Below are 20,130 nucleotides of genomic sequence, written 5' to 3'. Positions count from 1 at the left end.
ATTCTATTAAATCGGTATTAATTTATCATAAATGTACAATGATTAATACAGAAAGTATTGGTTAATACAGATTCACGCCCTATTTTTATGCTTTCTAAAAACAACTAAACAACAACAATTTACGTATGAAAAAAATCTTCATTGCGCTGCTTTTGGGCTTTGCGCTTATTATTGTCTCATGTGGTGGCAATAAACGAGAGGGAGAACCTAAGGTTTTGGTTTTCTCAAAAACAATGGCTTTTAAACATGCTTCGATACCTGCGGGCGTTGCGGCAATTCAAAAGTTAGGATTAGAAAATGGATTCGCTGTAGATACTACCAAGAATGCAGAACTCTTTACAGATGAAAACCTAAAACAATATTCGGCTATTATCTTTTTAAGTACAACCGGTAATGTTTTAGACCAGTACCAAGAAGCTGCTTTTGAGCGCTACATTCAAGCTGGAGGTGGTTATGTAGGAGTACATGCAGCAGTAGATACAGAATATGACTGGGGCTGGTACAATAAGTTGGCAGGAGCACAATTTTTAAGTCACCCAAGGGGTATGCCAACTGCAGATTTCATTATAAAGGATAAGAATTTTATAGCTACTCAGTTTTTCACGGATTCTGTTTGGACCAGAAAAGACGAATTGTACAACTACAAAAACATCAATCCAGATGTAAACGTAGTTATGACTTTGGACGAATCTAGTTATGAAGGTGGTAAGAATGGAGATTTTCATCCTATCGCTTGGTATCATGATTTTGATGGCGGACGTGCATTTTACACAGGTGGGGGCCACGCAGATGCTAGTTTTTCTGAAGATTTATTTTTAAAGCATTTGTTAGGCGGAATTCAATATGCCATCGGTGAAAACCTAAATCTAGATTATTCAAAAGTAAGTTCTCAAATACCACCTGAGGATGACCGTTTTTCAAAAATCACCTTAATTGAAGGTCAGTTTTTTGAACCTACCGAAATGACGGTATTGCCAAACGAAGATGTCTTAGTGGCACAACGTAGGGGAGAGGTGATGTTATATAACAATGAAACGCAAGAGCTTAGTGAAGTATTGAAGCTAGATGTTTATAGCAAAACATTGAATACTCCCGGGGTAAATGCAGAAGAAGGACTAATGGGCTTGCAAAAAGATCCTGATTATGCGAACAATCATTGGATTTATCTATACTACGCGCCAACAGGAGATGAGTGGATAAACCGTCTATCACGTTTTAAATTTGAAAATGGCAAGTTCGATACAGCATCTGAACAAGTTATTTTAGATGTTGATAGTCAGCGTGAAATATGCTGTCATACAGGTGGTTCCATTGCTTTTGGACCAGATAACTTACTATATCTTTCAACAGGTGATAACTCAACACCATTTAATGAGAAAGATGAAAAATATGTTAATAACGGGTTTGCACCTTTGAACGACACGCCTGGTCATGAGCAATTTGATGCTCGCCGTTCTTCAGGAAACACGAATGATTTACGTGGTAAAATACTTAGAATAAAAGTAAAGGAAGATGGTACATATGACATTCCTGAAGGAAACTTATTCCCGGTAGGTACAGATAAAACGAGACCTGAAATTTATACTATGGGTCATAGAAATCCGTATAGAATATCTGTAGATATGAAAAGAGGATATGTGTACTGGGGCGATGTTGGTCCTGATGCTCGAGCAGATAGCTTAGGTACTAGAGGTCCAAGAGGATATGACGAAATGAACCAAGCTAAAAAAGCAGGTAACTTTGGTTGGCCATTGTTTATAGGTAACAATTTCGCGTATAATGCCTATAATTACGAGACAGGTGAAAGCGGACCCGAATATGATCCTGCCAAACCAATGAATACCTCTCGCAATAATACGGGGTTAACCGAATTACCACCAGCTATGCCGGCTTATGTGTATTATTCTTATGATGATTCTCAAGATTTTCCGCAAACGGCAACAGGAGGTAGAAATGCTATGGCAGGACCTACCTATTATTCAGATATGTTTCAAGGTGATGAGAAACTTCCAAGTTATTATGACGGTAAGGTGATTATTTATGACTGGATGCGTGGATGGATGTTCGCCGTGCATTTAGATGAAAACGGAGATTTCAGTAAAATGGAGCCCTTTGCACCTAATGTAAAAGTGAATAATCTAATTGACATGGAAGTTGGTCCTAACGGTAAAATATACCTGCTAGAATACGGTAGTGGTTGGTTCTCGCAAAATTCGAATTCAGGTTTAGGATATATTGAATATAATGGGGGTAATAGACCGCCGTTAATCAATGAAGTAACGGTTAGTGAAACAGCAGGAAAAACTCCGTTGACCGTTAATGCAACAGTAGAAGCAAGTGATCGCGAAGATGATGCCATTGTGTATATATGGGATTTTGGTAACGGTGACATCAAAGAAACAACCGAACCTAACGTAAGTTACAGTTATGCAGGTGCAGGGGTATATAAATTAAATGTAACTGTTGCAGATGATAAAGGTGAAGAAGCGGTGAGCGAAAGTACTAGTATTATTGTAGGTAACTCTAGACCGGAAGTTGAGATTTCTTTAGGCGGAAGTACTCCAGCATTTTACTTACCGGGACAAAAAATTGCATACGATGTATCGGTAACAGATCCAGATGGTACTGAAATTGATGCGAGCAATATTTTTGTAAGTGTTGATTATTTAGAGGGAATGGATAAGGTAGCCATGAATATGGGTCACCAACAAGTATCTTCTGCCGTAACAGGTAAAGCGTTAACACAGGCTATGGATTGTAAAACATGCCATAAAGAGGCAGAAGCATCCATAGGGCCTAATTACAAAGATGTAGCTGCGAAATATAAAGAACGTCGTGATGCATTAAACTACTTACAAGGTAAAATTGTAACCGGTGGTAACGGCGTATGGGGAGAAGTGACCATGCCTGCACACCCTAATGTTACATCAGATGAATCTAGACAGATAGCACTTTATATCCTTGCCTTAAATGGTGATGATAAGAAAGAAAAATCGTTGCCAGCGAAAGGCACAATAACGGCCGAATCGTCTGCGCCAGGTAATATGTTGGTCATAACGGCTAGTTATACCGATGCCGGAGCAGAAGGGACCATTCCGCTAACAGGTTCTAAATCTGTGGTAATACCTAGTAGCACAGTTAAGTTCAATGACAAAATGAAATTGGACGGAATGCAAGCGGTACAGTTCGGTGGTATGGATCTATTGTTGATCAACAAATCAGCAGGGTGGTTTATGTTGGAGAACATGTCTTTAAAAGGAGTAAATTCTGTTTCTCTAACCGCAGGGTGGCAAGCACCACCAACCATGTACTTTGATTTTGAAATACATGAAAATGCGGTTGACGGACCAATAGTTGGTATAGGTAAATTAACAGCCCAGCCAGAAGGTTCTCAAGGTACTATGATTACTATTCCAATAACGGGAACAGTTTCTGGTGATGGACCATATTATGTAACTTTTAAAGGTGAAGAAGGTAAAGAGCTTTCTCAAGTAGCCTTAACAGGTGCTATCTTTAAATAGAACCCAAATACATTGAAATGAAAAGCCCGCTAAGTAGCGGGCTTTTTTATATGTAAAAGGTGAAAAATGTTAGCTTAATTTTTTGCTTATCAGTTTACCAATTTCCATTAGTAAATCCATTTCAGATTCAGTAAAATCGTAAGGTACTGGTTTAGCAATACCAATAGTGCCATAAAGCTTTTCATTATGCATTAATGGCGCTGCCAATGAACCTTCTACTTTAGTATCTTTTGCTGAGGGTCTAGCTACTCCTGAATCATCTGTTTGTAGATTACACATTTCAACAGGTTTTCTGCGCTCTGCAGCAATACCGGCCATACCTTTACCTATAGGAATAGTAGATAATTTCGGAATCAAAAACTCAGGAATACCTACCTGCGATTGAAGCTGTAGTAAAGCGTCTTTATCTAAAAAATGAAGTGTACCTGTAGAGCATTCAAAATGCGCCAAGGTTACTTTTAAAAGATCGTCCCAGTTGGGGGCTTCCTTTATCAATTCGGCTTTAATCTTAGCTAAAATTTCTTTAGAGTTGTCCATATTATAGTTTACTAAGTATTTTTCAATTCAAAATTAATGATTTCGCTGATTTCATTTGCTCTATCTACAATCATAAAGTGTTCTCCACCTTCAATAAGTTTCATTCTTGTGTTACCTTTAGGCGGAATCAATTTATCTTTTGTGCCATTTATTTTGATAACTTTTGTTGATTGATTTGTATTCTTCCAAGTGGTAAATTCTTGCAGTGCCCATTTTACAAAGCATAGATTAGTATCATCTAATATTTCAAAAAATAGTTTAGAATTATGAGCTCCCATGATGTACTTGGCAACAAACTTAGGAGGATTTAATAGAGAAGCGGGTATAAGCTTCAAAATTCTAGAATTACCTACCCATTTATAAATTAGTCTTAATTCGCTTTTTGTTTGTGCAGAAGAAATAAGAATTACTTTCTTGGCATTAAGTATTTGGTTGATCTCTGTGGCTATTAATCCGCCAAAGCTAACACCTATAAGGGCAAAATCTTTGCTTGCATCAATTACGGCACTCAGTCTTTTAGAATAACTTTTAATAGATTCGTTGCTATAAGGTGTTATCGAATCAATGGGTATTATCTCAATGTCTAAGGTCAAATGTTCAAAGACCCTTTTGTCAGCAACTAAACCACTAACTCCGTATACGTTCAAAATAGGTTGTTTAAAATCATACAATGCACTAACCAAAATAGTATTTTGGTCGATTGCTTACGCAATTATAAAGGTACGTTTTAATCTCTTTTTGAAAGATAATCGAGCTATGCGACTTTACTTTTTTTTGGTGGTTTACGGTACGCGTAATAGCCTAGTACGGTATTTATAGCTTTTTCAATAGCAATCCTTATAGGAAACATTTCTTCTCCTAACGATTCATCTATAGAACGCAGTTGCATATAGTAGTTACTGATCAAGGGATAATTGTTTTTTGTAGCAAGATGAACTTCAGCGTTAGCAACAGCTTCTGGCTTTTGTTCTTTAATAGGTTTACAAGTTACCAAAGTAGGTTTGTTGTTTTTATGTAGCATGGCAGAAAACCCAAACAACCTACAAATGAGTCCGCGGTGGGCATAATCAGAGCAAAATCCTTTTGAACCAGGCGCAATAATTTTATTTAAAATTGGGCAAAGTTTGTTTTCGCTATCACTTTGTAACTGTTCTAACCATTCTTCAGCTTCACCATTTTTTAAAAGGTGGTAGGCTAGGGGTAAAAACTCCAATGCAGTAGCATTGATGTCCGGTTTTAGACAACAGAGTCCGCAATTGGATACACAGCCTAAACCGGTAGAATTTTGAAAGGAGCCCAAGTCCTTATCCAATTGGTTGAAAATACGATCAACCGCTTGAACTTTTTGATATATTGTCACTTATGTATTTAAGGTCGTGCGAAGGTAGACTATGTTTTAATGCGATAAACAAATTAAATAATAAATAATTTACAGTAATTATCGATATTAGACGAGAGGTTAAGGTGTTGAAATTTAATTATTTAAATGTGGTAATGAAATCAAATTAGAATTTTGAGGTCTTCAGACGCAATGGTTTTTGGTTTGTATTAAGATTAATATGAAAACCGATGACACCTAAAACTTGTTCTTCTTCAGTTAGTACTTGAACTTCCCATTCGCCCGGGGTTACATTGGTTTTGTAGGTGTAACCCCTAAAACCACCATCTCTACCTCCCGTAATATCATAACCAATATCTTCTACGTTCACCCATTCTTTAGTTTCATCATTATATCTTCTCCATCGATGAAAAATAGATTTTTTTAAATCTGTAGGGGCAAAAATTGAAGAAAATATATAAACACGTTGATCTGGAGTATAGCTGTAATCTAGTTTGTGTTTTCTCCAGAAAACGAACGATTCTTCAGATTCATAAGTAACTTCATAATTACCGTTTTTTAACACAATATCGTGGGCAACCATACCCTTGTCTAAGGCTAATGGAACCGGTGGTATTAATCTTAGAAAGTAAAAAAGATTTATGATACCATAAATAGCTAAGATTATGGCAATCATTTTACCAAGTTTTATTTCTTTGCGCGTACTAGGACTTTTACTATAGATAAAGGTGAGTAGAACCAAAGTACTAACTAAGCTAACCGCACCTGAAATTAAAAATACGTTGGTGTTTAATTCCTTTAAGAATACAGGAATCATAAAAGTGAAAAATGTAAAACTAATAAAGTAGTATACCCCAAATTGTAAATATTTATTAGAGATTCTTTTTTTTAGAAATTCATTGGCAATCAATAATAACACAAGAATTATAAAAAATGATGCAGTTTTAGATAAGGAAACACTTCTAGAGAAGTAGATGACATAAGCACTTGATAATCCGCCGAAAAAGAATTGAATAGCCAATGGCAAATATTCTTCAAATCGTTCTAAGAAAGTATTTTTCCATTTGTCATCATCAGCTAGATTATAGAGATAGAGTACAATAGATAATGAGGTCATGTGCAGACATAAAACCGTTAGATCATAGGTGCGATCAATACGACCTAATGTTAGGGTGTCAAAAATGAATCCTCCAATAAAAAATAGTATTGGTGCATATTTAGAATGTCTTCTAATAAAAGATCTAAAGGCACTATTTCGATATATCGCGAGCGTTTTTTTCATGGAAACCTAACAAATTGCTGCGGCAAAAATACCTTAATTTAAAAAGGAAATTAACCCTATTTAATTTATGATGAACGCTAAAAATAAATATGTTATTAAGTGAACTTTACGGGTTGATTTCGATATAGAAATTTGGGTCTACACGTAAGGTTTTAGGATTACCTTTCATTTTTTTAGATTGCCATTCCATACTTGGTTCAAGCCAAACTGGTGTGTCATCGATATATACTTTAATAGGCAGACTAAAATTATCTACCGTATTGATAAAGCGATAAGATACTTTTTTACCTTTCACCTTATATTCGAAAACCGGAATTTTGGTCGTTCGTAAGTACTGGTCAAAGAACGGTTTTAAATCGCGCTTCATTTTTATCCCGATTACCTTCTCAATTTCGTCGGTAGTAACTGTTTTATGATAGAATTCAGAATTAAGACCACGTAGAATAGTTCTCCATTTTCTATCATCATTTACCACCTGTCGCAATGTGTGAAGAATATTAGAACCCTTATAATACATATCGCCACTACCTTCATGATTTACATTGTAGATGCCGATAATAGGTTTGTCATTTCTAATATTATTTCGAATACCCTGAACATATGCATTTGCTGCTTCGGTACCATAATGGTAGTCTAAAAATAGGCTTTCAGAATAGCAGGTAAAGCCTTCGTGAACCCACATATCTGCAGCATCTTTATAGGTAATATTATTTGCAAACCATTCGTGCCCGGCTTCATGAATAATAATAAAATCGAATTTTAATCCCCAACCGGTACCTGATAAATCTCTGCCTAAATATCCTTTTTTATATTGATTGCCATAGGTAACAGAGCTTTGGTGTTCCATGCCCAAATAAGGTACTTCTACCAATTTAAATGAGTCCTCGTAAAAAGGGTAGGGCCCGAACCAGTATTCAAAGGCTTGCATCATTTTAGGGGCATCTTTAAAATGTACTTCAGCTTTCTCTAGATTATCTTTTAAAACATAATAATCCATGTCAAGTACACCTTTTTCGCCTTGATATATTTCATCGAAATGTATGTAATCACCAATGTTTACATTAACACCATAGTTGTTAATAGGATTAGAAACAAACCAATTACTGGTATTAGTTTCCTTGTCAATACTTCTAAGGCGGCCGTTAGAGATGTTCATAAGTCCCTTTGGAGCTTTTACACTGATTAACATGCTATCAACCTCGTCGTACATATGGTCTTTATTTGGCCACCAAACACTTGCGCCTAGCCCTTGGCAAGAAGTAGCGACGAAATCTTTACCGTTTGCATCTTTCTTCCATGAAAATCCTCCATCCCATGGGGCTCTAACCGCTTCTTTTGGATGTCCGGAATATGTTACGATTACCTCATTGAAATCACCTACTTGCTGAGGTTTGGTAAGTTGTATGAAATGAGCATTTATGTTATGTGTCACTTCAAGTTCAACTCCATCTTGAGTCACTTTTTCAATACGTAATGGCGGTTGCAAATCTACTTGTAGTACTTGATGAGGTTTCAGCACTTCGTAGCTAATTGTATTGCTTCCGTTGATAAACTTATCAGTAGGATTAACATCAATATCTAGGTGATAATAATTTAGGTCCCACCATTCACGTTCAGGGGTAATACTACCTCTAAGTGTATCTTGTTCGGTAAAGGTCTGGGCTTGCGAAAAAGTAAATATCCCAAGGGTAAAAGCAACTAGTAGTTTGTTCATGTCTAATATAGATTAAGTCTATCTAAAAATTCCATTAGGAAAAACAACCGGGCTCTCGAATCCGTCTTCGCCAACAGCTGATACTCCGAAGAAAAAATTATCGATAACAATGCCTTCTAAAACAAATTCAGAAACGTCACCAACATATCTACTATGGTCCCAAGTTGGCGATGTAGTATCTCTCCAGTATATTTTATATCCTTTTGCACCATCTACCTTACTCCATTGAAATTTAGCGGCAGGTTCAACAATACCGCCTATTTTAACGGTTTTTGGAGCAGGTGGTGCCCAAGCAATAGATGCCAAGTTAATTGCGTTTACAGCTGTTAATTTAGCTGCATATTTAAAGTTAACATGTTTTAAGACATCGCCGTAAGCAATACCGTCTTCAACACGAATATCTTGATGTTGTTGCGTGTAGTTCTCATGAGCTTCCATAATACGAATACCCGGGAAACCTGCATCATTAAAAGGTCTATGGTGCCCACCACGACCAAAACGATCCAAACGATAAATCATCATTGGGTTCATTTCTGGCATGTACTGTTTCACATTTTTATGCACATAGCGCGCGAGTTGTCTAGATACACCATCAACTTCACCACCATAAAAACGTCTTGCTTTACGTTGTGCTTCGGTTTCGGTCGGTGGTACAGGTTCTGAGAAAATTCTAAAATCTACATTGCTTACCGTACCATCGACACCAGTAATATTACCGATCATATCATTATTGAAAATGCCAATAACTTCCCAGCCTTTATCTTTAGCGTATTGGGCAATACCACCACCGCCAAAAAGACCTTGCTCTTCACCAGAAAGACCCATATAGATAATGCTGTTCTCGAATTTATATTTAGAAAGCACACGGGCAGCCTCAAGTGTACCTGCCATACCACTGGCATTGTCATTCGCACCGGGGGAATCATCGGTAAAATTAGTAGGGTCACTTATACGAGAATCGATATCGCCACTCATAATTATATAGCGATTTGGATATTTTGTTCCCTTTTGAATAGCCAGTACATTAACAACTTCTACATCTTTTATAATACGATCGTTAGCACCTTTTTTTACTAAATCTTTTTGAAAGAAAACATTTAAACACCCGTTACATTCAGCTGAAGTTTTTTCGAAATCACTTTTTATCCAACGTCTAGCGGCACCAATTCCCCTTGTTGTTGAGACCGTATCGCTTAACGTATGTCTAGTACCAAAATTTGCAAGTCTGGTAACATCGTTTTCTATTCGTTCGGCAGAAACGGCATCGATAATATCATAAATACGTTGGTCGGTTTGCGCTGTTAACGTCATAGTCGAAGTTAATAAAGTGAAGAGTAACAATTTTTTCATTTCAAGTATTTTTTGAGTAAAGTTAGTTTGGGCAATAGGTTTCTAAAATTAAGTAAAATATAGGGTTGAGCATAATTTCATGTATAAAAGTATAGGAGCTTATGGTATTATTTTGATAGGATAAAAAGGTAGTGCTATTTAAACAGAGAATGGTATCAACTTTTTGAACTACCGCTGTTTTTTTTATTAATATTTAAATTATATACACCAAGCAACGGGCCAATAGCTAAAGGAATAAATAAAAGATAGGTAGGCACTATTGATTGAAGTGATCCTAGAAGTTGAATACTTACAATGGTAATGGCAAAACCAATACAATTTACCAATGTAAGTGCGGTTCCTTTTAGTTCGGGTGCAACAGCCGATGCTACCAAGTTTGAGAATTGAGGAGAATCAGCGGTAATTGCAATGCCCCATAGACACCAGCCTGTTAAAAATAGATATATAGGAAGTGAAAACAGCAAAGGAGAAACTAAACATAGAAATCCTGATGCTACCAATGCTATTAGAGCTACCTTTTTACTGCCTATTCGTTGTGAAATAATGCCGCCGTAGGCACAGGATAATCCACCAAGGGCAATAACGATTCCCGACCAAAGGGATACAGAAATATTATGACCAGATTGTATGGCGTACCATTGTATTGCAACAGGTGTAAATGCCCAAAAAGCATAGAGTTCCCACATATGTCCGAAATACCCGAAAGCAGCTTTTTTAAATTCAAAATTTTTAAAAAGCTTTGGTCCCGCATCAAATTTCAAACCCGTACTTGCCACTCTGTACGGACCATTGGGCACCAGTAAAAAGAGTAATAGTCCGCCCAAAGCTGTAATGCCAGATGTCAACAAAATAACCTTATCTGGATGACTTGCTAAAGGGCTCCCTTTAATTAAAAACGGAAAAGCAGTACCTAAAACTAATGCTCCTACCAAAAATCCCAATGCTTTGCCGAGTCCTTTTTCATAATAATCTGCGGCAATTTTCATTCCCACGGGATAAATACCTGCTAAAAAGAAACCTGTACTAAATCTCGCGAGTAGTAAACCACCCAGGTTCAATTCTGGATAGATTAATGTCAAATTAGAAACAGATGCTAGAAAGGCACAAATCATAAAAACCTTTGATGGAGAAAACCGATCTGCAATCATTAAAACTCCGAATATTAGCGTTCCAACGATAAATCCGAATTGTACCGAAGAGATTACGTAACTAATAATATCTGGACCAAAATCTAACTTTTTAGTTAGTGATTCTATAATAGCATTTCCTGCAAACCAAGTAGAGGTACAGGCAAATTGCGATAGAATAATGATGGGAAGAATATGTAGCTTTTGTTTCAATAGATTAATTGACAAATGTGACTTTAGCTATCTCATTATTTTCGACTTCATAAATAGCTACGCCTTTAAAAGTTTTGCCATTTGCAGTTATTGACTCTTCATCGATAACGGTATTTCCAATAACAATTCTATTGAGAATTTCGCAATGTAGATCAGGGGCAGAATTAAAGAATTCGGTATAGCCAGTACGCATTGCATCTGTGCCTTCAGATCTTAATTCTCCTGGGTAGTTATAAATTTTTGCTTGTTTAGAATACGTGGCTAAAAAACTTTCGATATCTCTATTATTATAAGCTTCAAGTTGCCTTTGAACAATGACCTCTGGGTCAAAAGTTGTTTTTTCATCGCTAATAAAAGTCATGCTTTTTATGAGTCCGGCAGTTTCATAAATAGCCACTTGCTGTTTCTGTTTATCACCAATAGAAACAAATTCTTGGTCAATTACAGTAGCACCAATTACAATTCTTGAAGATACTTTAACTTCTATAGCAGGTGTTCTTTTATAAAAAGCTTTGTAGTTCTCTTTTAATTGTTGTCTACCTGTGTATAAAATATCTGAGGGAAAATTTTTCACTACAACATCTTCTAAATAACAATTTGCGAATGCTTCTAAATCTCGTGCATTAAAAGTATCTACTTGCTTTTGTACAATTTTATCTGGAGCATCTTTAGATACCAAAGAAATATACTTTCCGTTGGGACTAATTGCTAGTCTTGATAATCCATGAATATCAGTTTGTTGAAATTTGAAAAATAAATTCCATTCTTTGTCAAGTGATGGCTTAAAGGTTAAAAGGTTACTATTATTAGCAGTTATTAAGCTTCCATCAGCAGTCCAACAAACATCTTCGATATCTCCTAAAAGTGGAATAATCTCTTTCGTTTCTCTAGAACTTGGGTGTAGTGATTTTATAATACTCTTCTCTACATCTTTTGAAATAAAGCTAATGAGTTCAGAATTAGGAATTTTATGCAACGACCTACCTACATTTTTCTGAGCAGTGTAATTGGTATTTTCTTTTAGGTTATACACCACTAAATCCATACTGTTTTCAACTAAAACCGTACACACGATAATGTCACTGGAATACCAAACATGATAACCCACTTTTAAATTGGGTAATAAAACCTTTGATTCACCTGTCTTTAAACTATACTCATATAAACGTTGTAAGCCATCTTCATCTAAGCGCACGGCTGAAATAGCCTCTTTTTCAGGAATTTTTAAAGGAGAATATTCACTGCCATTGGGTGTATGTGAAAGCCAAGTTGATTTTTTATCGTTTATATCATATAGAATAATATCTGTTTGACTATTTCTAGTTGAAGCAAAAAGAATTTTGTCATCAGAAAAAAATGAAGGCTGATTGTCATAACCTTCGTTTTGAGATATGTTTATAACCCTATTAATTTTCAAACTGTCATTACCCAAATCTAAATTCGCTAAATAAACTTCTGTGCCTTGTTGGGCATAAGTAGTAAGGCTGCAAAAAACACTTACGAATGTAAGGGTGTAAATTTGTTTCATATTAATGAGAGTGGCTAGTATGTAAACTTATTTTTTGTTGGCGAATCTTTTTAAAATTGTACGAACATTTTTAGTGTTGTCAACAAAATATCTTGCTTGTGTTTTTTGACGTCCCACTTTTACGGTAATAGATTCCTCTGGTAGTTCTTGAAACATAAATTCATCGGTCCAATCATCACCAATTGCGAAAACAAAATCGTAATCATGTTCGGTATACACACGCATAGAAGCTCGCCCTTTGTTTACGTTACTACTTTTAATTTCCATTACCTTATTACCATTTAAAACGCTTAAGTCGTCATTGGCAATAAGACTGGTAAGTACCGTATTTAGTTCAACAGAACGCTTTTGACCAAAGTCAGGATCTGTTTTTCTATAATGCCATGCCAAAGAGTAATTTTTCTCTTCAATAAAACTACCAGGTGTTCTGTCAACAAAAGATTCTAACACTGGTAAAATTTTCTCCATCCAGTCTTTCTTAACATTTTCCAGCATTCTAAATTCTTCACCACCTTGAGAAATCCACACACCATGCTCAACAATCATGTTGTATTTTTTAGGTAAGAACCATTTGGTAAACGTTTCCTTGTCCCTACCGCTAATCAAATACATATCTGTATTTGGCTGCGAAGAAATCTCGTCTAAAAGTTTGTACAATTCTTCATCAGGCGATGCCTTTTGAGGATCGGTATGAAAACCAGCCAATGTACCGTCATAGTCTAAGAATACTAGTCTTCTTTTAGCTTTATTGTACTTATCCATTACCGTATTCATAAGGTCGGTCGATAATTTTTTCGACTTATAGGTCTGGTCTTTTTCTTTTTGACCTACTAAAGAATTCATGAAGTCGTTCGCCCATTTCTCTACGTTATAGCGCTCCAATCTTTTTTGCAATAACGTGTTTCTAGAAATTTGTTCTTCTTTTGGCATGTTGATAGCCTCAAAAAGTGCATCTGCTATTTGTTCAAAGTTATTAGGGTTAATTAATAATGATTCATTCATTTCATTGGCAGAACCGGCCATTTCACTAAGGATTAGCACACCTGTTTTATCCGTTCTAGTAGCAATGTATTCTTTGGCTACCAAATTCATACCATCCCTAATAGGCGTTAACCAAGCAATATCTGAAGATGTGTACAGGTCAATTAAATTATCAAAAGGCATAGATCTATAGAAATACCAAATAGGTGTCCAGCTTACGGTAGATAATTCTCCATTTATGCGACCAACCAATTCATCAACCTCACGTTTTAGTAATTGATATTGTGGAACGTTAGAACGCGAAGGAACAGCAAGAATAATAAGTCTTACTTTTTCTTTATACTGCGGGTATTTATTTAAGAAATACTCAAAGGCATTTAATCGCTTCGCAATACCTTTGGTATAATCTAATCGGTCAATAGATAAAAAGAATTTAGCATCTGGTGCCGATTTCTTATGGGTATCCAATCTTTTTTGTAATTCAGACTTTTCGTCTTCGCTTCGCTGAGAATGCTCTTTAGCTGCATCGCTAAATTTCTTGTAGTCGATTCCCATGGGAAAAGAGTCTACTTTTATAACCCTATCGTCAAGGTAGATATCGTTAAAACTTACCTCTAAGCCTAATAGTCTTCGAACAGAGCTTAAAAAGTGACGTTCGTAATCGTAAGTATGAAAACCAATTAAGTCTGAACCTAATAGACCTTGTAGCACCTCTTGTCGCCAAGGTAGTGTTCTAAATATTTCATAAGAAGGAAAAGGAATGTGTAAAAAGAAGCCAATAGAAATCTCTGGTCTTTCAGCACGTACCATTTGTGGTACTAACATTAGTTGGTAATCGTGAATCCAAATAGTATCTTCATTATCTGCTTTTTCTAGAATGGCATCGGCAAATTTTTGATTCACGGCTTTATAAATTTCCCAACTTTCAAGTTCAAACTCAGAATATTCTAAAAAGTAATGGAACAGTGGCCATATAGTTCTATTACTGAATCCGTAGTAAAAACCGTCCACTTCTTTTTCTGTAAGATTTACTTTAGAAGATCCATGTTCGGCTAATGCGCTATCAATTTTAGGAATCAGTTCTTCAGGTATTTCCTCATCTGTTAATCCGCTCCAACCAATCCAAAGACTATCGCCGCCAGTGTGTACAGATTTCATACCAGTGGCTAATCCACCGACACTTGGCACAGCAGTAATGTCTCCATTGCTAATTTGTAATTGTACAGGTAGTCTATTTGAGATAATGATAGTTTTCGCCATAAAAGAGTTTTTTTTGCTACTTCTTGATAATTATTTCTCTAAATTTCGGGAAAAAGGAGGGCAATAGCAATTGAAACCTCATATGAATCAAGATTTTTATTGAATGGATAATTTAGACTACGGAATAATAGGGAATTGTAGAAGTGCAGCATTAATTTCAAAGACAGGAGGTATCGACTGGTGTTGTTTGCCAGAATTTGATAGTCCATCGGTTTTTGCCAAATTGTTAGATGAAAAAATTGGTGGCAGTTTTGAAATAAATGTTGATGATAGTTATGAAATCACCCAGAAATACGAACAATACACTAGTATTTTGATTACTTCATTTAAGTCTGGTAGTAATCATTTTGAAATTCATGATTTTATGCCGAGATATCGAAAAGAGGAGAAAAAATATCATTCTCCACCAGAATTGGTGCGATATTTTAAGTATATATCCGGCAAGCCTTGTTTTTCGGTATTGTATGACCCAAAGTTGGAATATGCGATGGGGAAAACGGAAACCTTTATTAAAAAAGACTTTATAGCAAGTTTAACCCACGATGTAAAGTTCGATACCGTTTTCTTATACACGTCATTTGATAAAGAATCTGTTGTAAATAGTGCTGAAGTAGAGCTGACTCAAGATGAGTATATGCTTATGGGCTACAACGAGAAGTTGTTATTACCAACTACAGAAAGAGCCTATTTAGAGTTGCAGAATACAAAGGTATATTGGTTGAACTGGTCTAATCTAACACCGACCTACAAGAAATATAATGAAGAGATTTCTAGAAGTGCACTGACGCTAAAGCTTTTAAGTTATGATAAGACCGGTGCCGTATTAGCGGCAGCAACGACATCTTTGCCTGAAACTATTGGCGAAGTACGTAATTGGGATTATCGATTCTGTTGGATCCGTGATGCATCTATGGTGATTAAGGTCGTATCTGAATTGGGGCATAAAAATGTTGCAAAACGCTATTTACAGTTCATTATTGATTTGATACCAGATAAGGCAGAGAAGTTACAAATCATGTATGGTATCAACAAAGAGAAGAAACTGACCGAAGAAACACTAGAACACTTAGCGGGTTATAAAGGATCTAAACCAGTACGTATAGGTAATGCGGCATATCACCAAAAACAGAATGATATTTATGGTATTCTGATGGATGTGATATATGAACAGATGGTGAAATTCAGCATAGATATAGAAAATGGTGAAGATCTTTGGGCAATAACAAAAGGAATCGTTTGGATCGTAAGTAACAACTGGAAGGATGCCGATAAGGGTATCTGGGAGTTCAGAACAGAAGATCGACATTTTACCTTTTCAAAAGTATTATGTTGGACAGCTTTAGATCGTGCGATAAAAGTGGCAGAAATGTTAGGTAAGAAACATAAAATTGAAAAATGGGAGCCTATTAGAGCAGAAATTTGGAAAGACATCTATGACAACGCATGGAACGAAGAAGTTGGAGCATACACGCAATCTTACGGGTCAAAAGAGTTAGATGCCTCTGTGTTATTGATGGAATCTTACGGATGCGTGAAAGCTAAAGACGAACGCTATATTAAAACAGTTAACGCCATAGGTAAGGAGTTAAACAATGACGGATTGCTGTATCGTTATAAAAATGAAGATGATTTTGGTTTACCTTCATCATCATTTACAGTATGTACTTTTTGGTATATAAATAGCTTGTTTAAAATTGGAGAACGTAAGAAAGCACAAGAGTATTTTGAACGCTTATTAAGTTATAGCAATCATTTAGGTCTCTTTAGTGAAGATATTGATTTTAAGACAAAGAGATTGTTAGGAAACTTTCCGCAAGCCTACTCACATTTAGCATTGATAGAGTGCGCAATCAATTTCTCTAAAAAAGAAAGTGAAGATCAAATGTTAGAGTCTTTAAGAGAATAATCTGCTTGTTGAAAAAGCTTTGATTTTATCGATCAGGGCTTTAAAATGTTGCTCGGTGGAAAACGGATTCATAACCGTAATACGCATATAATGTGATCCTTTTAGCTTCGTTTGTACAATATAAAATTCGCCGTCTTCTAATAAGAATTGGCGAATTTTTGCATTTAAGGCATTTAATTCTTCTGTATCTAACCCTGGTGAATAGTATCTAAAACATACAATGTTGGACATTGGTTGAAGTGCCAATTCCAAATTTGGCTCTTGCTCAATTAAACTTGCAAATAGCGCGCCCATATCATAGAGTAGGGTAACATTGGCGTCAAAGACTTCTTCTCCGTATAATTTTAGAAGTGTGAACCAATGAATTGCCATCATATTTTTGGTGCATTCAAACGTTCGTTTACCAGAGTTGTACCAATCTTCATACTCAGAATCTGATAATAAATAATCAGCTTTTTGGCTAAAAGTTGCTTTGGCATTTTTTACATCTTTATAGACAAGGGCAGTTGTCAGCGCTGGCATCATCATCATCTTGTGACCGTCGATAACAACGGAATCTGCAAGTTCAATACCTTTAATAGTGTGTTTGTATTTTTTTGAAAAAATTCCCGCTCCACCATGTGCGCCATCAACATGAAACCAAATGTTTTGTTTTTTAGCAAATTCTCCAATCACTTCTAAGTCATCAAAAATACCAGTAGCAGTAGAAGGGGCACTACCAATAATAGCGAATATTTCAATTCCCTTTTCTTGAGCTTCTTTGAATTTAGATTCCATTAAATCCGTATCCATTCTAAATTCTTTGGTTACAGGAACTTTAATAATTCCCTGCTCACCTAAACCCATAATTCTAGCCGCACGATCAACGCAATAATGCGCTTCTTCGCTTACCATAATGCCTAATTGGTTTTGGTTGCCCTTATTCCAAATATCTCTTTTTGTAATTGCTTTACGTGCACTTAAAAGTGCTGTGAGATTTGCTAATGTCCCTCCAGAGGTTAAGAATCCTCCAGAAGTTTCAGCGAAACCTATTTTTTTACATACCAGCTCAATGATAATTCGCTCTATTGCATTTGAGGACATGCCCATTTCATACACAGCAGTACCATTATTTATTAGGGAACTAATTAAGCCTGTTAATGCTGTAATTGGCGCTGGCGGACTCACTTGATGACCCATGTAATGAGGGTGGTGTATATGTGTGGTTCTCTTAGTAATTTCTTTGAACAAATCATTACTATCACCATCCGATAAAAAATTCTTCCAGAATTCAAGTTCCTTTTCAGGTTCGTTCCAGTTAATTGCATTACGAGAAGAAGCATTGAGTTTATCCTCTAAATGAGAAGTCAATTGGTCGATTAAAAGGTGACCATTTGAATTAAAATCAGAAGTTTTGTAAACCTGTTCTAGTAGTTTTTTATGCATGGTTTAAAAGTAGTCGCAATATGAATGTTTACCAAACAAAAAACCGCCCCAATTGGGACGGTTTCGATTCAACTTACCAAACAACAAAAGGTAATCTGAATTAGTCAAACGTATAACCGTTATCTGCAGCAACCTTATCGGCAATTTGTGTGCGTAAGGCAACTACATTAGGGTAATTTGTATATTTCGTGAAACGTTTAAGTCCCATTAACATCATTCTTTGCTCATCACCTTCAGCAAAAGAAACGATAGCTTCTTTTCCTTTATTAATAATAGTTTCAGTAGCATTGAACAAGTATAGTCTAGACATCGCTATTTGTGTAGCTTGTGCTTCTTCTCCAAATCGTTTTGCATTTTTCTCAGTACGTAATAAAGCAGATTCTGCCATGTATACTTCAATAAGAATATCAGAGGCAGCCAACATTAATTGTTGGTGATTCTCTAAATCTGCTCCGTATTTCTGTACTGCAGATCCAGCAACCATTAAGAAAACTTTTTTAAGTCTTTTCAAGATATCTTTTTCTTCAGCGAATAGTTCAGAAAAATCTGGAGTATCAAAAGAAGGAATACCCATTAACTCTTCACCAACAGCAGTAGCAGGACCCAAAAGATCAACATGACCTTTCATAGCTTTTTTAACAAGCATACCTACCGCTAACATTCTATTAATTTCGTTGGTACCTTCATAAATACGTGCAATTCTAGAATCTCTCCAAGCAGATTCCATAGGAGTATCGGCGCTAAAGCCCATACCACCGAAAATTTGGATTCCTTCATCTGTAGTATTTTGACAATCTTCAGAAACAGCTACTTTAAGAATAGAACATTCAATAGCATATTCTTCGACACCTTTAAGTTCAGCCTCTTGGTGCGAATTACCTTCAGCTTCACGAATAGCTATTCGATCTTCTATATTTTTAGCAGCACGGTAACTTGCAGATTCATCAACATAAACGCTAGTTGCCATCTCGGCAATTTTAGATTTGATAGCGCCAAAGTTCATAATCGGAGTTTTGAACTGAATACGCTCATTTGCATATTTAGTAGCTTCACCGATAACTCTTCTTTGAGCATCTAAACAAGCAGCCGCTAATTTAATACGACCAACATTTAAAGCGTTCATTGCAATTTTAAATCCGTTTCCTCTAGTAGAAAGCATATTCTCTACAGAAACTTTTGTTTCATTAAAGAACACCTGACGAGTAGAAGAGGAGTGAATACCCAATTTCTTTTCTTCATCACCTAAAGTAATACCGTTACTTGGGTCATTTTCAACAATAAAACCGGTAATGTTTTTATCATCTTCAATACGAGCAAATACGATAAACATATTACAGAAACCTGCGTTAGAAATCCACATTTTCTGACCAGTAATACTGTATGATTTACCATCTTCAGAAAGAACAGCTTTCGTTTTTCCTGAATTTGCATCAGAACCAGCACCTGGCTCAGTAAGGCAATAAGCGCCGAACCATTCTCCAGAAGCTAATCTTGGCACATATTTTTGTTTTTGCTCCTCAGATCCATATAGGGTAATTGGCATTGTACCAATACCGGTATGTGCACCAAAAGCAGTACTAAAAGAACCAGTAGCACCAGAAATGTAATCACAAACCAACATGGTTGATACAAAACCCATTCCCATACCACCGTAAGATTCTGGTACAGCAACACTTAATAACCCTAATTCACCAGCTTTACGCATAGTTTCTTCGGTAAAAGCGTAATCTTTATTTTCAAAACGCTCCCAATGTGCCCAAAGTTCTCTGTCTACGAATTCTTTGGTGCTTTCACGCATCATGCGTTGCTCTTCATTCAAATCTTCTAATGTGAAAATATCTTCACAATTGGTTTCTTTGACAAGGAACTGTCCTCCTCTAAGAATATCTTTTTTTGCTGTATCTGTACTCATGATGTTAATAGTATTTAGTATAAAGTAATTAGTAT

At 36.1% G+C, this 20,130-nt stretch carries 13 protein-coding genes; 2 read left to right on the top strand and 11 right to left on the bottom strand.

From position 1 onward, the window contains the following. Positions 1-125 precede the first annotated feature (125 nt). On the top strand, positions 126-3,521 hold the full coding sequence (locus DFQ03_RS09995; protein ID WP_133673026.1) for a ThuA domain-containing protein: 3,396 nt from the start codon (positions 126-128) through the stop codon (positions 3,519-3,521). A gap of 69 nt (positions 3,522-3,590) precedes the next feature. Here DFQ03_RS09995 and DFQ03_RS09990 read toward each other — a convergent pair whose 3' ends face one another. The 9 genes from DFQ03_RS09990 to DFQ03_RS09950 form a co-directional block, all read right to left on the bottom strand. Then, positions 3,591-4,058: a GAF domain-containing protein gene (locus tag DFQ03_RS09990; RefSeq protein WP_133673025.1), complete on the bottom strand. Its 468-nt coding sequence runs from the start codon at positions 4,056-4,058 to the stop codon at positions 3,591-3,593. 11 nt (positions 4,059-4,069) lie between these two features. Continuing rightward, a complete protein-coding gene (locus DFQ03_RS09985; RefSeq protein ID WP_133673024.1) occupies positions 4,070-4,705 on the bottom strand; it encodes a YqiA/YcfP family alpha/beta fold hydrolase in 636 nt (211 codons plus the stop codon). A 107-nt stretch (positions 4,706-4,812) separates the two neighbouring features. After that, complete coding sequence (locus DFQ03_RS09980; RefSeq protein ID WP_133673023.1) at positions 4,813-5,418, bottom strand: YkgJ family cysteine cluster protein; 606 nt, start codon at positions 5,416-5,418, stop codon at positions 4,813-4,815. Positions 5,419-5,563: 145 nt separating this feature from the next. After that, the gene (locus DFQ03_RS09975; protein WP_133673022.1) at positions 5,564-6,679 is read right to left on the bottom strand and encodes a DUF2914 domain-containing protein; all 1,116 of its coding nucleotides are present in this window, start codon (positions 6,677-6,679) and stop codon (positions 5,564-5,566) included. A gap of 106 nt (positions 6,680-6,785) precedes the next feature. Further along, a complete protein-coding gene (locus tag DFQ03_RS09970) occupies positions 6,786-8,393 on the bottom strand; it encodes a M1 family metallopeptidase (RefSeq protein ID WP_133673021.1) in 1,608 nt (535 codons plus the stop codon). 18 nt (positions 8,394-8,411) lie between these two features. After that, positions 8,412-9,743 (bottom strand): M28 family peptidase, encoded by a 1,332-nt coding sequence (locus tag DFQ03_RS09965; RefSeq protein WP_133673020.1) that lies wholly within the window; start codon positions 9,741-9,743, stop codon positions 8,412-8,414. Between the two features lie 155 nt (positions 9,744-9,898). Continuing rightward, the gene (locus DFQ03_RS09960) at positions 9,899-11,083 is read right to left on the bottom strand and encodes an MFS transporter (RefSeq protein ID WP_133673019.1); all 1,185 of its coding nucleotides are present in this window, start codon (positions 11,081-11,083) and stop codon (positions 9,899-9,901) included. 4 nt (positions 11,084-11,087) lie between these two features. Next, complete coding sequence (locus tag DFQ03_RS09955) at positions 11,088-12,611, bottom strand: nuclear transport factor 2 family protein (protein WP_133673018.1); 1,524 nt, start codon at positions 12,609-12,611, stop codon at positions 11,088-11,090. Between the two features lie 27 nt (positions 12,612-12,638). After that, positions 12,639-14,852 carry a bifunctional alpha,alpha-trehalose-phosphate synthase (UDP-forming)/trehalose-phosphatase gene (locus DFQ03_RS09950; protein WP_133673017.1) on the bottom strand — a complete coding sequence of 738 codons (2,214 nt, stop codon included), beginning with the start codon at positions 14,850-14,852 and terminating at the stop codon, positions 12,639-12,641. A gap of 103 nt (positions 14,853-14,955) precedes the next feature. Here DFQ03_RS09950 and DFQ03_RS09945 point away from each other — a divergent pair, with 103 nt between their 5' ends. Further along, positions 14,956-16,758, top strand: coding sequence for a glycoside hydrolase family 15 protein (locus tag DFQ03_RS09945; RefSeq protein ID WP_133673016.1), 1,803 nt, complete (start codon positions 14,956-14,958; stop codon positions 16,756-16,758). Here DFQ03_RS09945 and DFQ03_RS09940 read toward each other — a convergent pair. Both DFQ03_RS09940 and DFQ03_RS09935 read right to left on the bottom strand, forming a co-directional pair. Beyond that, positions 16,747-18,183: a pyridoxal phosphate-dependent decarboxylase family protein gene (locus DFQ03_RS09940; protein WP_133673015.1), complete on the bottom strand. Its 1,437-nt coding sequence runs from the start codon at positions 18,181-18,183 to the stop codon at positions 16,747-16,749. The two genes, DFQ03_RS09945 and DFQ03_RS09940, sit on opposite strands and share 12 nt — an antisense overlap. A gap of 100 nt (positions 18,184-18,283) precedes the next feature. Then, complete coding sequence (locus tag DFQ03_RS09935; RefSeq protein WP_133673014.1) at positions 18,284-20,095, bottom strand: acyl-CoA dehydrogenase family protein; 1,812 nt, start codon at positions 20,093-20,095, stop codon at positions 18,284-18,286. Positions 20,096-20,130 lie beyond the last annotated feature (35 nt).

This window comes from Maribacter caenipelagi (assembly GCF_004364175.1).
Taxonomy (GTDB): Bacteria; Bacteroidota; Bacteroidia; order Flavobacteriales; family Flavobacteriaceae; genus Maribacter; species Maribacter caenipelagi.
The sequence above is the reverse complement of the archived record's forward strand: the minus strand, read 5'-3'. Positions and strand labels throughout refer to the sequence as shown.

What these genes read in the sequence shown, in the direction of transcription:
- DFQ03_RS09995 (WP_133673026.1), top strand. Translation starts at nt 126, where the DNA reads ATGAAAAAAATCTTCATTGCGCTGCTTTTGGGCTTTGCGCTTATTATT.
- DFQ03_RS09990 (WP_133673025.1), bottom strand. Translation starts at nt 4,058, where the DNA reads ATGGACAACTCTAAAGAAATTTTAGCTAAGATTAAAGCCGAATTGATA.
- DFQ03_RS09975 (WP_133673022.1), bottom strand. Translation starts at nt 6,679, where the DNA reads ATGAAAAAAACGCTCGCGATATATCGAAATAGTGCCTTTAGATCTTTT.
- DFQ03_RS09970 (WP_133673021.1), bottom strand. Translation starts at nt 8,393, where the DNA reads ATGAACAAACTACTAGTTGCTTTTACCCTTGGGATATTTACTTTTTCG.
- DFQ03_RS09965 (WP_133673020.1), bottom strand. Translation starts at nt 9,743, where the DNA reads ATGAAAAAATTGTTACTCTTCACTTTATTAACTTCGACTATGACGTTA.
- DFQ03_RS09955 (WP_133673018.1), bottom strand. Translation starts at nt 12,611, where the DNA reads ATGAAACAAATTTACACCCTTACATTCGTAAGTGTTTTTTGCAGCCTT.
- DFQ03_RS09950 (WP_133673017.1), bottom strand. Translation starts at nt 14,852, where the DNA reads ATGGCGAAAACTATCATTATCTCAAATAGACTACCTGTACAATTACAA.
- DFQ03_RS09945 (WP_133673016.1), top strand. Translation starts at nt 14,956, where the DNA reads ATGGATAATTTAGACTACGGAATAATAGGGAATTGTAGAAGTGCAGCA.
- DFQ03_RS09940 (WP_133673015.1), bottom strand. Translation starts at nt 18,183, where the DNA reads ATGCATAAAAAACTACTAGAACAGGTTTACAAAACTTCTGATTTTAAT.
- DFQ03_RS09935 (WP_133673014.1), bottom strand. Translation starts at nt 20,095, where the DNA reads ATGAGTACAGATACAGCAAAAAAAGATATTCTTAGAGGAGGACAGTTC.